Origin of the sequence: Bacillus sp. KICET-1, from assembly GCF_027721405.1 — a bacterium.
In the GTDB taxonomy this organism is placed as follows: domain Bacteria; phylum Bacillota; class Bacilli; order Bacillales; family Bacillaceae; genus Bacillus; species Bacillus velezensis.
On record NZ_CP113515.1, the window covers coordinates 3,415,942 to 3,428,823 of the forward strand.

The window sequence follows — 12,882 nt, forward strand, 5'->3', positions numbered from 1 at the left end:
CAATAAATAGTTAGGTTTCCGAAATGAGTATAGCATGTTACCGGAAAACCTCAAAAGACTTTGTTTCAGTTTCTTTCTAACGCTTTTATGCTGCGGTGTAAAAACGTGAGATGAACGGCCGGCAATCCGCGGCTTTCCGCTTCTTTTACAAGGTAGCCGATAATCGCATCAACCTCTGTCCGCCTGCCTGCCATGATATCGACGAGCATGGAAGAATGATTTTTTTCCGTCAGTCTGCACACTTCGCAAACCTTGTTCCACGCTTTTTCTCTATCGGCGAGGCCAAGTATTGTCTCCGCTTCTTCAAATACGTTTCTCATATACTTTTTGTAAGCGTCATTTCTTAACAGCTCTCCGTTTTTCACGCGCAGCAATGCAGTTAACGGGTTGATGCATACATTTATGATCAGTTTTCCCGTTAACAGCCGATACCAGTCGTTTTCATCATATACGGGAAAATCGCGGTGCATGCCGGAAAAGATGCTTTTGAGCGTTTCCGGCCGGGATGCGCTGAATTCACTCCATCTTACGGCTCCCGCTCCCGTATGTTCAACGGCATGATCTGATATCTTTTTTGCTCCGTGCTCAACAGTGCCGGCATAAAGCGAATGATCCGTATGCCAATCTTTCATGTCGTGTATGTGTCCCATGCCGTTTTGCAAAAACAGCACATTCGTCCCTTTTATCGTCTCAAGGTCCCGCAGCACAGCACTGAGCTGGTGCTGTTTAACGGCTGCGATTAAGAGGTCGAATCCGGAAGTGATGCCCGTTTGCGCTCTGCATGCCGCCGTACATTCTATTCCGTCTTTCACAAGTCGTATACCGCCTGAGTTAATCGCATCAGCCTGCTCCGTCCGCCGCGTAATGACCGTTACCTGATGGCGGGACGATAAGTAGTAAGCACATAAAAGGCCTACCGCTCCGCCGCCGATAATTCCGATTTTCACACTGTCACACCCTATATCTGCATTTTTCCATATTATCATAGCAGAAGCCGCCGCAAATTACTTCAATTTCGTTTTGAGCAAAAAGACTGGCAAGCATATTATAGTTGGAATTTTCAATTAAAGCGTTTACAATAATGGTAGAACACAACAAAGGGGGAGTTTGTGTTGAAAATAGAGCGACTGCTCATCAACTTTAAGACACTCGAAGAATTTAAAAGGTTTAAGGAATACGGGATGCAGGAGCTGTCGATGCTTGAAGATCTTCAGGATAATATCATTGAAAATGACAGCACCTCGCCTTTTTACGGGATTTACTTCGGGGATAAACTAGTGGCGAGAATGAGTTTATATCAGGTAAACGGAGGTGCGAATCCGTATTTTGATCAGCGTCAGGACTTTTTGGAACTTTGGAAGCTTGAGGTTCTTCCGGGCTATCAAAATAACGGATACGGAAAAGCGCTTGTTGATTTTGCAAAATCCTTCAGAATGCCGATCAGGACAAATTCACGCATGAAATCAGCAGATTTCTGGGATAAGATGAATTTTGAGCCCGTTAAATATGATATGGCGCGTGATAAAGGAGAAAATCCTTATATCTGGCATCCCGATATGGACGGTGAAATGACATCCGGAGAAACGGCATAATAAAAAACCGGCGGGGCCGCCGCCCCCAGGCCGGTTCATTTTACAGGCTCTGCGCCGATTTTCTGTCGTCTTCTTTTGAATTGACCATCCTTCTCGCTCTGTCCATAATGTCAATTAGCGCTTTATAATCTTCTTCCGTCATCTCCAGCTTGTTTCTCAAGCTTTCATTTTCCTCACGCAGATCCTCGACTTCTTTTTGCAGCGCGGTCAGCTGTTCTGTGAGTTTTTCTTTTTCATGACGCACATCCGCTGCGGCCGGCGACTCTTTAAATTGCTGAAGAAACAAAATGACATCATCAATGGACAGCTCTTTTTCTCCTTCCGCCCTGCGGATCGGAGGCTGTTTGACGGTTCCCGGCAGATTGGCGGAATGCACCCCGATCTGCTTTCTTAATTCCTTCCGCTGTTTTTTCGCCAGTTCTATCCCTGACTGATATTGTTTTCTGACATAAGAATTCCATCTGAACCCGCAGGCGGCAGCCGTTCTCGTCAGCGCTCTGCCGACTTCTTCAAAAGCGGAAAGCTGGGTCCCGCCTTCCCGAATATGCCTGAGCACCACTTCGGCCAGCAGCAAATCTTCATCTTGCGTCCACGCGTCTTGTCTCGTTATCGTCAATCGTATCTCCCTCCATATTTGCTCATTTACCTCATACATATGCCGCTGATAGATTAGATAGACTACTGGCGCTCACAATTTTTTCGGCGGAAGCAGGCCGGAGGGGCAAAAAAAAAGAAAAGCGCAGGAACCGAGATTCCCGCGCTTTTCTTCATACATTAATTGCTTTTAACATTTATGTCTTTGCCGTTGTATGATCCGCATGCTTTACATACACGGTGAGACAATTTCATCTCTCCGCATGACGGGCATTCTGTCATACCAGGTACATTTAGTTTGAAATGTGTACGGCGCAATCTTTTTTTCATTTTAGAAGTTCTTCTAAAAGGTACAGCCATTATTCCCACCTCCTTAAAGAGTTAAGATTCATCATCTTGTGTTAAGAGCTTTTTCAGATCCGCAAGTCTGGGGTCGATTTGATTTTTCTTGTCTTCCTCAGAAATCACTTGCCAATCCTTCCCCACTTGGGGAGCGGCTCCTTCTTTTTGTTCAGTTTCACAAAAGACTTGCATAGGAATTTCTAAAAGAATCTCTTCTTTTACGATCGGAGTTAAGTCGACGATATCGTCTTCAGCAATATGAACGTCCTCATCTTCTATATCATCCGACTTATGAAATCTAAACAGTTCTTTTGTCGCGATTGTAAATGGATACGGCACATCAACTAAAGTTCTTGAGCACGGCAAAACCATTTCGCCTGAAATCGTAAAGTCAAACGAAACTTGCTTGGATTCAATCTCCGCGCGGCCCTTCACCCGGACGGGAGAAATGCGGCGGATGTCAGAATTCAATTTTGTCAGCTCATTTAACTCAACTGTTTCATCAAATTCAAAGCTCTTTTTCGCCATTTGATGAAGCTGATAAATCGTCCATTTCATTTGTATCACCTCAGGAAAGCAACAAACATGATTATAGCTTTTCAGAATGTTTTTGTCAATATTTTTTCTTTACAGCATAATGCCGCCGTCATGCAATCGTTGACAGCCGGATAGGCTATGCATACACTAAACGAAACGGACTAAAATATGCACTTCATTTGCAAATGTACCACACGAAGCAAAACATAGCAAGAAAGGCGGGACAAATATGAAAGCAGTCGGCCTGGTTGTTGAATATAATCCCTTTCATAACGGACACCGCTATCATGCGGAACAAGCAAAAATCAAAACGGACAGCAGCGTCGCGGCGGCGGTGATGAGCGGCCCTTTTTTGCAGCGCGGAGAACCGGCCGCCGTCTCAAAGTGGGCCCGGACAAAAATGGCGCTGGAAAACGGCGTGGATATCGTCATTGAGCTCCCTTATATGTATGCCGTACAAAAAGCAGAATTATTCGCGCGCGGCAGCGTTTCGCTTCTTCATCATTTAGGATGCAGCAGCTTGTTTTTCGGCAGCGAAAACGGGCGGATCGAACCCTTTATTGAAGCGTCTGAAGCGTTCAGCCGAAAGGAAGATGACTGCAGCCTGATTCTGAAAGAGGAGCTGAAAAAGGGTCTCAGCTATCCGGCCGCCGCCTCAAAAGCTTTTTCACACATATTCAGAGGGCGGGACATGCTCGATTTGTCCAAGCCGAACAATATTCTCGGTTTTCACTACGTTAGAGCGATACACGCCTTCGGTTCCGCTATGAAGCCTTATACGACAGCCAGAATCGCTTCCCAGTATCATGACGCCGAGCTTCCCGGAGATAACAGCCGGATAGCCAGCGCAACAAGCATCCGGAAAGCGCTGATAGAAAAAGGAACGGCGGCCGCAAGGAGCTTTCTCCCGGAAGCGTCTGCGCGTGAGCTGGAGGCATACAGAAATTCATACGGGATATGGCACAGCACCGAAGACTATTTTTCATATGTAAAATACAGCCTCAGCACTCTGTCCGCTGAAGAATTGAGCCGAATCTATGAAGTGGAAGAAGGCCTTGAGCACAGAATTCTGCGCACCATCAGACAAGCCCGATCCTATCGCGAAATGATGGAACGATTGAAAACAAAACGATACACGTGGACGAGGCTGCAGCGGATGAACACGCACATTCTGACACGGACGAAAAAGGAGGACATGCATCGGCTCTTACAGCCTTCAAGCGCTCCTTATATCCGTCTTCTCGGAATGACGAAAAAAGGACAGGCGTACTTGTCGGCAAAGAAAAAAGAGCTTACCGCACCTCTCGTCAGCAAGCTCTCTTCTTTCTCTCATCCCGCTCTGGATCTGGACATACTGGCGGGACGGGTTTACAGCCTGCCGATAAAAGAACCTGAACGCACATTGTTTGAGAAGCAGGAATTTTCACAAGCCCCGATCCGCTATGATGAAGACGAAAAGCGTTTTTTGAATGCGTAAAAAAAGCACCTGACTGTATCAGGTGTTTTTTACTTTCATCTGATCCAAATAGTCAAGTGCGTCCTGCATGGTGTCGACAGGGACGATCTTCATATCGGACTTGATTGCTTTCGCCGTTTTTACCGCATTTTTGTAATCAGAATTTTCAGCTCCGTTTTGATTCGGCGCAAAGAAAATATCTTTTCCCGCTTTGTCTGCGGCGACGACTTTCTGATCGATTCCGCCGATCGGTCCGACTTTGCCGTCCACGTCGATTGTCCCCGTTCCGGCTATATTATAGCCTTTTGTTTCGTCAGGTTTTGTCAGCTGGTTGTAAATTTCTAAAGACATCATGAGACCCGCAGAAGGCCCGCCGATGTTTTCAATGCTGAAATGAAGATCCGGCTTCACTTTCACGTTCCGGTCCGTATATAACGCGACGCCGATTCCCGCTCTTTTCGGGTCGTCCGGGAATGATTTCAGCACAATGTCAACGGTCTTTTCTTTCGTGTCCCGTTCAATGTGAAACGTTACTTTTTCCCCCGCTTTTTTGCTGCTGATATAATCAATCAGCTTTTCAGCGGATTCGTATGTTTTCCCGTCCGCGCTGATGATTTTATCACCGACCTCTATTTTTCCTTTTGCCGGCATGTCAGAGACGACTGAGCTGGCATAAATGCCGTTAAATGAGTATTTCACCTGTTTCCCGGCTTTTTGATAAGCGGCAATGACCGCGTTTTCTTGGGAGCTTTTCATCATTTGCAGCTGGCGCTTCATATAATCCGAGTCCGATTCGCCCTCTTCTTTTATGCTTTCGTCAGGGACGATTTCATCGTAAGGATGCACTTTCGCCCAAAGATATGTATACGGATTGGCGGGGCCTACTTTGACAGTCATCAAGGAAAGGCTTCCTTTTTCAGGATAGCCTCCGTCCACCTTAATCAGCGGTCTCAGCTCTGATGCTTCTCCCGGCTGTGTGATGTAATACGGAAGCTTAATAAATGTAACAGCGATTAATAAGATCAGGATGATAAACACCCAGCGAAAATGTTTTGCTTTCATATGAGTTAGCCCTCCCAGTTCTCTATTTCTTGTTTAATCCGGCCGATCATCCGGTCTGCGGCTTCTTCGCCCGCTGTGATCATATGATCAATGTTGGCAAAAGAACTTGAGCTGAATGATTCAAGAGAAGGGCGGATCATGACGTCTGCGGCAATGGTCTGGTGACGGACCAATTCATTTTGCAGTATATCCATACTTTGCATGATTACATCAAAAATATGTGCCGCCTTTTCCGTTTTTTTCACCCGGGATACGTCAGAGGCGATGACGATATCAGCACCCATATCTTTTACGGCGGAAACCGGGATTCTGTCGACCACCGCGCCGTCGACTAACATACGTCCGTTCATTTTTTGCGGGACGAAAACGCCCGGTATGCTGATGCTCGCGCGGACGGCTTCGGATACTGAACCTTTCGTAAAAACGAGTTTTTCGCCGGTCTGAAGGTCGCAGGCCACGATGCCGAGCGGGATCTGCAGTTCTTCTATCGGCTTGCCGTACGTATAGGCATGCACGAGCTGCCTGATGCGGTCCCCTTTTAAAAATCCGAGCCTCGGCATCGTATAATCCGCGTACAGCCGCCGCTTAAATGCTTTGGCGACTTTTTTCATCGTGGCCACGTCATGCCCGGCCGCATAAAAGCTCCCGACTAACGCTCCCATGCTGCTGCCGGCAATCATATCAATTGGAATCTGATGCTTATGTAAACTGGATAACACTCCGAGATGAGCGATGCCTCTTGCCCCTCCCGAACCTAACGCTAACCCGATTGTAGGTTTGGCCAACGCGACGAACCCCCTAATAGACATCCTATACATGAATTCTATGGTCTAAATTGAACCCCTATGCTCGTATATTAGTACAGGATGACAAATAGGTACTTGCCCGGCCGCCTTTAAGGTCTGTTCTATATTTTATCATGATATAAATGTCAGTGTGCAATTTTAGCATCGGGGAGGTAAGAATGAATTTGTCTAAGTTTCATACATTTTTGATTTCATTGTTTTTCATTTTTTTGACGGCGACGGTTATTTCACACCCTCAGGCCTCATTCGAAGCCTCCAAAACCGGTCTTTCCATGTGGTGGGAGGTAGTTTTTCCTTCATTGCTTCCGTTTTTTATTCTATCTGAGCTTTTAATCGGATTCGGCATTGTCAAGTTTGTCGGCCTTTTACTCGAACCCTTTATGCGTCCCATTTTCAGAGTGCCGGGGGTCGGCGGATTTGTACTGGCTATGGGCATGGCTTCAGGCAATCCGGCCGGCGCGAAGCTGACTGCACGGCTGCGCCAGGATAAACAAATCTCCAGAGTAGAGGCTGAACGCCTCGTCTCTTTTACCAATTCATCCAATCCGTTATTTATATTCGCTGCTGTAGCGGTCGGCTTTTTTCATAACGCGTCTCTCGGCATTCTGCTGGCATCGGCTCACTATCTCGGAAACATCGCCGTCGGCCTGACGATGCGTTCATACGGACGGAAAGAAGAAGCGGCGTATACCGGTAAAAAGACGATCGCTCTCCCTTCTCTGAAGGAAGCATTTCTGGCCCTCCACAAGGCGCGGCTTTCGGAAAAGCGGCCGCTCGGAAAAATTTTGGGCGACGCCGTCACCTCTTCTGTACAAACCTTGCTGATGGTGGGCGGTTTTATTATATTGTTTTCGGTTTTCAGCCGATTATTATCAATCGTACAAGTCATGGATGTGCTTTCTGTATTTACAAACGCGCTGCTTTCGCTTTTTCATCTTCCGGCAAATCTGGACATCCCTCTTATCAGCGGGATGTTTGAAATTACACTTGGGAGCAAACTGGTCAGTGAAGCTGATGCCGACTTGCTGCCGAAAGCCATGATTGTGAGTTTTATTCTCGGGTTCAGCGGCCTTTCCGTACAGGCCCAGGTAGCCGGCATTTTATCGGAAACAGATATCCGCTTTAAACCGTTTTTCGCGGCGCGTATCCTTCAGGGCATTTATGCCGCACTCTTTATTCTCTTACTGTGGAAGCCGCTTTACCTTGCATTGGACGAACCTTACCAGTCCGTATTCCTCCCTTTCCGCGATCAGGAAGCGGTATCTGCTGCCGTCAGCGGTTGGAATACACTTGTTGAAACCGGTCCCGCCATCACGCTGACAGCTCTCGCCGTATACGCATTGATTTATTGCTACAGGCTGTCAGCACGGACAAAAAAAGGATGAGACGCTAATCAGCGCTTCTCATCCTTTAAATTTCTGCTTCAGCGCCTGTTCAACTTCCGGAGGAACAAACTCTGAAACAGGCCCGTTATATTTTGCGACTTCTTTTACGATGCTTGAACTTAAAAAAGAGTACTGATTGTTCGTCATCATAAAAAAAGTTTCTATTGATTCGTCGAGCACGCGGTTGACGGAAGTCCCCTGCATCTCATATTCGAAGTCAGAAACGGCTCTGAGCCCCCTGATAATCGCCTTCGCCCGCTTTTTTTTCGCATAGTTGATTAACAGTCCCTGTGACGTCTCGACCGTAACATTCGGTATGTCTTTTGTCACTTCTCTTAACAGCTCACATCGTTCCTCAACTGTAAACAGCGGCTGCTTAGAAGAATTATTGAGCACGCATACGTACACCTGCTCAAACACGTTTGCCCCCCGTCTGATAATGTCCAGGTGTCCGTAGGTGACGGGATCAAAACTTCCGGGACATACAGCTATACTTGCCACATCATTACCCCCTATTTCGGTATATCGTCACTCCTGTAAGCCCGTAAATTTCCCTTCTTGTTACGGAAAGCGCGCCGACGGCTTCAGGAAGCACAACGGCTTTATCATGCTCGGCTACGACAAAACCGCCTTCATTCAGCATGTTCTGCTCATCAATCATTTCGATAAGCGCTTTCAGCTTTTGTTCCTTATACGGAGGATCTAAGAAAATTCCGTCAAAACCTTTTTCCCGTTTCGCCGCGGCATAGAGGGCCCGCTCTGCATCATTGCGGTATACTTCCGCTGAAGACAGCAGATCAAGCGCTTTGATATTCGCTTTTACCGTTTGGATGGCTTTGAAATCACGATCCACAAAGATACAGCGGTCAAATCCGCGCGACAGCGCTTCAATCCCGAGACCGCCGCTCCCCGCAAACAAATCCAGCCCCGTTCCTCCGTCAAAATACGGGCCGATCATATTAAAAATAGACTCTTTTACTTTATCCGTCGTCGGCCTTGTTGATGTGCCCGGCACAGCCTTTAAGGCTCGTCCTTTTCTTGAACCGGAAATTACTCTCATTATTCACACCACTTTTTCTGAAAACTTTGATGTTTCTCATCGGCTGAGCCGTTATGTATCAAAACAATCCCTATCTTATCATAAAGCATTCTTTCAAACAATGAACGTGAAATCGTGTATACATATTCACATTCCTGTCAAGACTAAGTGTAACAGCATCAATGAATGATGTTGTTGCCAACCGCGGAGAAGACTTACGTTTCCCCATAAGTTCTTCCTCCGGTTTCTCCTCTCCCTTTTCCTTCTCCTTAACTTGTTAAGGAATAGAAGGACCCCGCAGGTATCTGCGGGGATTTTTTTATATGCCGATTTTATAATCGTACTCTTTCGCTTTATCAAGCTTTGATTCAAATTCCAGCTTTAAAAAAGGTTTATAAGAAGGCTCTACCTTCTTCACATAAGAATAAGAAGAAATCTTTTCCATTGTTTTTTCGATTAGATCCATATCGCAATACAGCACAACGTATTTCAGCCGCTTGGAAACATAATGAACGTTGCCGAATTTTCTCAGCATTTTGCTGTGTTTTAAAGAATGCAGATATACGATTATGCCTTGGCGCTTATTTTCCATCATGATCACCCGCCTGACTTTCTGTTCATTTTATGTAAAAGACGAGACGGCCGTCTCGTCAGGAAACTTTGCATCCGCAGCCGCCGCCGGAACCGCACCCGCCGCCGCAGGATGACAGGCCGTCAAAATAAGGATTCCCCGTCGGAACTTTTACATGCTCCGAGACGGCCGTTCCGAGTTCAATGCTGATCTCGTCAAGCAGCGACTGAAGCTCAGTCTCCGCTTTTTTAAATTCGGCCACCTTATCGTTTAAATCCAGTTCCCGCTTCATTTCTCTCATTTTGCGGGAAATCTCTCTATAATCAGGATGGTATTTGCCAAAGCGCTGCACATCCTCATACTGCTCTTTAACGCTCATAAAAGAACGAATGATCCGCCCTGCCTCTTCATCTTCACGGAGACGCTTGTAACAATCGCGGTAATTTTCAGCCGTCTCAGACTGCAGAATCATGCCGGCAAGCTGCTCCGCTTCACTTTGAAGCTTGACGGACTCAATTGTTGCATACATAAATACGCACCTCCAGTTGCTAGTTTACCATGAAACCACCCAATTGGAAAATGCGGCGTTTAAACGCTTTTTAATCCTGTGAACGCATGGCGTGAACCATCTGCATCATCATCTGCGCCATTTGAATCCCGTTTGAGAATTGGCTTACCCGATGCGGTATCGTCTTTTCATAAAAATTCATCATGTCAAGCTGAAAGGAATTGAGATCGTCCGGTTTTCTCGCAAGTCTGCGGTACCAGACGGGACGCTGCCGTATAAACCGTTTCCGTTCCTCATCTGCGGATATGAATTCCTGAACCTCTTTTCGCATACACGATCCCCTTCTTTAATCCTTTCTGAACGAAAAAGGATGTTGTCCGGAGCCTTGCCGGGGCTGCTTCGTGCTGCTCCCCGAAAATTGGCTTAAAAGGCTTTGCAATGATGAAATGGACTGGCTCATTTTATTGATCTGCTCATTCATTTGGTTGATATCCATCTTTTTGACGGCAGTGACCATTTTTGAAACGAAATCGTTTTTTTCAGCTGGTTCCTGTTTGGTTTCCGCGTCGGAAGAAGGCTGAACGGCCTCGTCTTTAAAAGGATCCCATATCGGATCATCCTCGCCCAGAAGAACCCAATTTTCATAGACTTCCTGCCAGCTCCTTTGTTCCTTGCGAACATTTTGGATCAGTTTGGGATGCTTTTTTACGAATTGTTTAAAATCATCGATTGATTGCCGTGATTGCTGATTCGCCACAATTCTCACTCCCTCCGAAAAGTTTTGCCTGCTATAATGTATCGGTTCATTCGCCTTAATGTTCGCCTAAATTGCGAAAAAAAGCAGGTATATTTTTTTCAGCAGGAGCGCCGCTCGCGAAAAAACATAAAAAAACCGCGGGGGACGCGCCCCTCTGCGGTTTTTTACTGCCAAGGCTTAATGAAGTTTTGCGTATAATACTTCCGGTCCACGCCGACACCGAGGTGCGTATAATCCGGGCTTAACAGCGCCTTTCTGTGGCCTTCGCTGTTCAGCCAGCCCTCCACGGCGGCAGGACCGTCCACATAGTTGTAGGCAATATTTTCACCGGCCTCCCGGTATTTCACATCGCCTTTTTCTAAGCGGTCCTTCAGAGTCCCGTATTTCTTTGAGACGTGAGAGAAATACTTGTTATCCTTCATGTCCTTGCTGTGGCCGAATGCCACTTTTGCGGCGCCTTCGTCCCATTTCAGCCTTGCCAGTCCGTGTTTCACGCGGATGACATTTGTAATGTCGAGAATCTGCTGCTCACTCGCTCGTTCAATGTCGTTCCATTTTTCATCAGAAACTGGCTCGGGTTCTGTCAGCTTTCCTCTGTACATGACTTCATACGGCCTTTGTTTCACAAGTGTTTCCGCATCAAATGCCCTGATGCTTGACAGATTCCCGTCAAATTTGTCCATGTACAGCTGAACATACATTCCGCCTATCTTGACGGTGGGACGGGTATTGATATCTTCTTCAGAAAACTCGAACCGATACGTGTTTCCCTTGTCAGTCACATTGACAAAAGGAGAAACCTGCGTCGTTTTAAAAACTTCGCCCGTCGATTCGCCGATCTTAAACGGTTTTGCGTTGATGCCGCTTCCCGAAGCGTACAAAGTCACGGCTTTATCATTCAAAATACCGACTTGTACGTATTGGTCTTTCCCCTGGTTGTACACCCACCACTCGTAATCGTAGGCAGAAGGATCTTTCCGGGACGGTTCCCCAAGTTTCTTTTTCACATCGGCGGCAGATTTCCCCATGAGAGAAAGCAGTCCGGATGACGGCATTTTCAGCCGTTTTCCGCTCTCTTCTTCATTGGAAACCTGAGGCTCCTCCTGATCCGTCTTTTTCTGAGGAGCCGATCCATATTGTATAAACAGAACATACGCTCCGTAAATAAGCAAAAGGATAACGAGAGCCCTTGCGATATTTTTCAACCTCTCACCCCCATATGTTCAAACCGTTCTGTTTTTGTTTACTCTTATACAGTACAGCCTATTTGCATCGTCCGTGATTTATGTTTAATGGATAAACCCCTCCGGACCGCCGTCTTCAGAAATGTCAGACAGCACCCGGCCTGCTTGCTCATTTGATTGCTCGGCCAACGAAAGATCGCCGAGCGTAACAATGCCGACCAGTTTTTTATCCTTTGTGACGGGAATTCTTCTGAGCTGATGTTCAGCCATCAAATGGAGCACCTCCTCCACAGAGGCGTCTTCTTCTGCACTGATAACCCGCTCTGTCATTGCGTCGGTTATTTTTTGAGAGTTCGGCTTTTTTGAAGCAATTCCCCGTAATACGAGATCTCTGTCTGTCACGATCCCGACAAGGGTCGCGCCGTCTTCATCCACTATCGGAATGGCGCCGACATCCGCGTCTTTCATCTTCACCGCAGCTTCATATACATTATCTAATACTGTACAATATTGCAAGTCTGACGTCATGAGCTTATTGATCTTTGTCATTGCGGAATTCCTCCTTTTTCTGCTACTATTGTCGTCAAATTTTTCTTTTTGCATACTTTCACCGTATGAATCATTGAAAGTGTAACGCTTTCATACTATGATTGTCAGGAAAGGGCATTTTTAAAAGGAGGGGGAAGGTTTGAAGTTTGAAAACAGCGGTCTTGAAGGGGTAACAGCGGAACTCAGCCGCTTGAATGATCTGATGGAAGGCAAAGGACTCATTCTGGCTGGACAATGGGATTATGAAAGAGTGACTTACGACAAAAAGTTTTCAGTACCTGAGGGGACATTTTATCTGCGGATTCAAGGAACGGCAAAAGAGGGCGATGTCGGCGGCAGCCGGGCCGTGATTCAGCTGAAGGCCCCTCTTTTAGGAAAGCATTATTATCCGCACGGCGTAGAATACGGCAGCGCTGAAGAATTTCCGGAACATGTCGTCGCTGAAAGCAAAGCTTTACTGCTTGAATTGGAAGAGTCATTAAAAACAGTGCAAATGTAAT

At 46.5% G+C, this 12,882-nt stretch carries 18 protein-coding genes; 4 read left to right on the plus strand and 14 right to left on the minus strand.

Going from position 1 to position 12,882, the window contains the following annotated elements; genetic code table 11:
- Positions 1–65: 65 nt before the first annotated feature.
- On the minus strand, positions 66–947 hold the full coding sequence (locus OVA33_RS17175; RefSeq protein WP_022553382.1) for a 2-dehydropantoate 2-reductase: 882 nt from the start codon (positions 945–947) through the stop codon (positions 66–68).
- A 162-nt stretch (positions 948–1,109) separates the two neighbouring features.
- Here OVA33_RS17175 and OVA33_RS17180 point away from each other — a divergent pair, with 162 nt between their 5' ends.
- Positions 1,110–1,592 (plus strand): N-acetyltransferase, encoded by a 483-nt coding sequence (locus OVA33_RS17180; protein WP_007611262.1) that lies wholly within the window; start codon positions 1,110–1,112, stop codon positions 1,590–1,592.
- A 40-nt stretch (positions 1,593–1,632) separates the two neighbouring features.
- Here OVA33_RS17180 and gerR read toward each other — a convergent pair whose 3' ends face one another.
- From gerR to OVA33_RS17195, 3 genes are all read right to left on the minus strand, one after another.
- On the minus strand, positions 1,633–2,208 hold the full coding sequence (gerR, locus tag OVA33_RS17185) for a sporulation-specific transcriptional regulator GerR (RefSeq protein WP_003154450.1): 576 nt from the start codon (positions 2,206–2,208) through the stop codon (positions 1,633–1,635).
- 158 nt (positions 2,209–2,366) lie between these two features.
- Complete coding sequence (gene rpmF / locus OVA33_RS17190) at positions 2,367–2,546, minus strand: 50S ribosomal protein L32 (RefSeq protein ID WP_003154457.1); 180 nt, start codon at positions 2,544–2,546, stop codon at positions 2,367–2,369.
- Positions 2,547–2,567: 21 nt separating this feature from the next.
- On the minus strand, positions 2,568–3,086 hold the full coding sequence (locus OVA33_RS17195) for a YceD family protein (protein WP_003154459.1): 519 nt from the start codon (positions 3,084–3,086) through the stop codon (positions 2,568–2,570).
- A gap of 208 nt (positions 3,087–3,294) precedes the next feature.
- Between OVA33_RS17195 and OVA33_RS17200 the strand changes: the two genes are divergently transcribed.
- Complete coding sequence (locus OVA33_RS17200) at positions 3,295–4,542, plus strand: nucleotidyltransferase (protein ID WP_063636625.1); 1,248 nt, start codon at positions 3,295–3,297, stop codon at positions 4,540–4,542.
- An 18-nt stretch (positions 4,543–4,560) separates the two neighbouring features.
- Here the strand turns inward: OVA33_RS17200 and OVA33_RS17205 are convergent, their stop codons facing one another.
- Positions 4,561–5,583, minus strand: a complete 1,023-nt coding sequence (locus OVA33_RS17205; protein WP_063636624.1) for a SepM family pheromone-processing serine protease — start codon at positions 5,581–5,583, stop codon at positions 4,561–4,563.
- A 5-nt stretch (positions 5,584–5,588) separates the two neighbouring features.
- Entirely contained in the window at positions 5,589–6,368 is a 780-nt protein-coding gene (locus OVA33_RS17210; RefSeq protein ID WP_063636623.1) for a patatin family protein, read from the minus strand.
- 179 nt (positions 6,369–6,547) lie between these two features.
- Between OVA33_RS17210 and ylbJ the strand changes: the two genes are divergently transcribed.
- Positions 6,548–7,774 (plus strand): sporulation integral membrane protein YlbJ, encoded by a 1,227-nt coding sequence (gene ylbJ / locus OVA33_RS17215; protein ID WP_022553383.1) that lies wholly within the window; start codon positions 6,548–6,550, stop codon positions 7,772–7,774.
- Positions 7,775–7,792: 18 nt separating this feature from the next.
- Here ylbJ and coaD read toward each other — a convergent pair whose 3' ends face one another.
- From coaD to OVA33_RS17255, 8 genes are all read right to left on the minus strand, one after another.
- Positions 7,793–8,275, minus strand: coding sequence for a pantetheine-phosphate adenylyltransferase (coaD, locus tag OVA33_RS17220; protein WP_025649487.1), 483 nt, complete (start codon positions 8,273–8,275; stop codon positions 7,793–7,795).
- Positions 8,276–8,279: 4 nt separating this feature from the next.
- On the minus strand, positions 8,280–8,834 hold the full coding sequence (gene rsmD, locus OVA33_RS17225) for a 16S rRNA (guanine(966)-N(2))-methyltransferase RsmD (protein ID WP_017417726.1): 555 nt from the start codon (positions 8,832–8,834) through the stop codon (positions 8,280–8,282).
- Between the two features lie 298 nt (positions 8,835–9,132).
- On the minus strand, positions 9,133–9,405 hold the full coding sequence (locus OVA33_RS17230; RefSeq protein WP_014417705.1) for a YlbG family protein: 273 nt from the start codon (positions 9,403–9,405) through the stop codon (positions 9,133–9,135).
- Between the two features lie 58 nt (positions 9,406–9,463).
- Positions 9,464–9,913: a regulatory iron-sulfur-containing complex subunit RicF gene (locus OVA33_RS17235; protein WP_003154472.1), complete on the minus strand. Its 450-nt coding sequence runs from the start codon at positions 9,911–9,913 to the stop codon at positions 9,464–9,466.
- Between the two features lie 70 nt (positions 9,914–9,983).
- Positions 9,984–10,223, minus strand: a complete 240-nt coding sequence (locus OVA33_RS17240) for a YlbE-like family protein (protein WP_003154475.1) — start codon at positions 10,221–10,223, stop codon at positions 9,984–9,986.
- A gap of 15 nt (positions 10,224–10,238) precedes the next feature.
- A complete protein-coding gene (locus tag OVA33_RS17245; RefSeq protein WP_007409691.1) occupies positions 10,239–10,649 on the minus strand; it encodes a YlbD family protein in 411 nt (136 codons plus the stop codon).
- 164 nt (positions 10,650–10,813) lie between these two features.
- Positions 10,814–11,854: a CAP domain-containing protein gene (locus tag OVA33_RS17250; RefSeq protein WP_014417703.1), complete on the minus strand. Its 1,041-nt coding sequence runs from the start codon at positions 11,852–11,854 to the stop codon at positions 10,814–10,816.
- A gap of 84 nt (positions 11,855–11,938) precedes the next feature.
- Positions 11,939–12,382 (minus strand): CBS domain-containing protein, encoded by a 444-nt coding sequence (locus tag OVA33_RS17255; RefSeq protein ID WP_017417724.1) that lies wholly within the window; start codon positions 12,380–12,382, stop codon positions 11,939–11,941.
- A 139-nt stretch (positions 12,383–12,521) separates the two neighbouring features.
- On the opposite strand from OVA33_RS17255, the gene OVA33_RS17260 reads away from it, so the two are divergent.
- The gene (locus tag OVA33_RS17260) at positions 12,522–12,881 is read left to right on the plus strand and encodes a YugN family protein (protein WP_007409688.1); all 360 of its coding nucleotides are present in this window, start codon (positions 12,522–12,524) and stop codon (positions 12,879–12,881) included.
- Position 12,882: the final 1 nt, after the last annotated feature.